Genomic DNA, 283 nt, shown 5'->3' on the forward strand with positions numbered 1-283 from the left:
GACAAATAAAGGATTGGGAAATAGATCGACATCAATCAGATGTAGAAAGTATCAAGTCTCTTTTCTCTATTTTCAACATCTCAACAGACACGCTTCTTGGCTTCGAGAACGAGCAAGACGATGCATTACTTTTTATACTTAGCGACGTCAAAAAAGCTCATGAGGAGCTATATGGACGTCAAAAAGGACGTTTGGCAAACTGAGTCTTATTGTACGTAAAAATGCTACAAAACAACAAAGATATATTGTGGTTTGATTTCATTTTAGAAGAAAGGTTTTCCAT

Annotated in this window: 1 pseudogene; it reads left to right on the forward strand. The window is 35.7% G+C overall.

The annotated features are described in order from the left end of the window. Nucleotides 1–203, forward strand: a pseudogene (locus AAIE21_RS29445) (XRE family transcriptional regulator); the annotation flags it as partial. Nucleotides 204–283: the final 80 nt, after the last annotated feature.

Origin of the sequence: Paenibacillus sp. 102 (genome assembly GCF_039549175.1) — a bacterium.
GTDB lineage: Bacteria > Bacillota > Bacilli > Bacillales > Bacillaceae_G > Bacillus_A.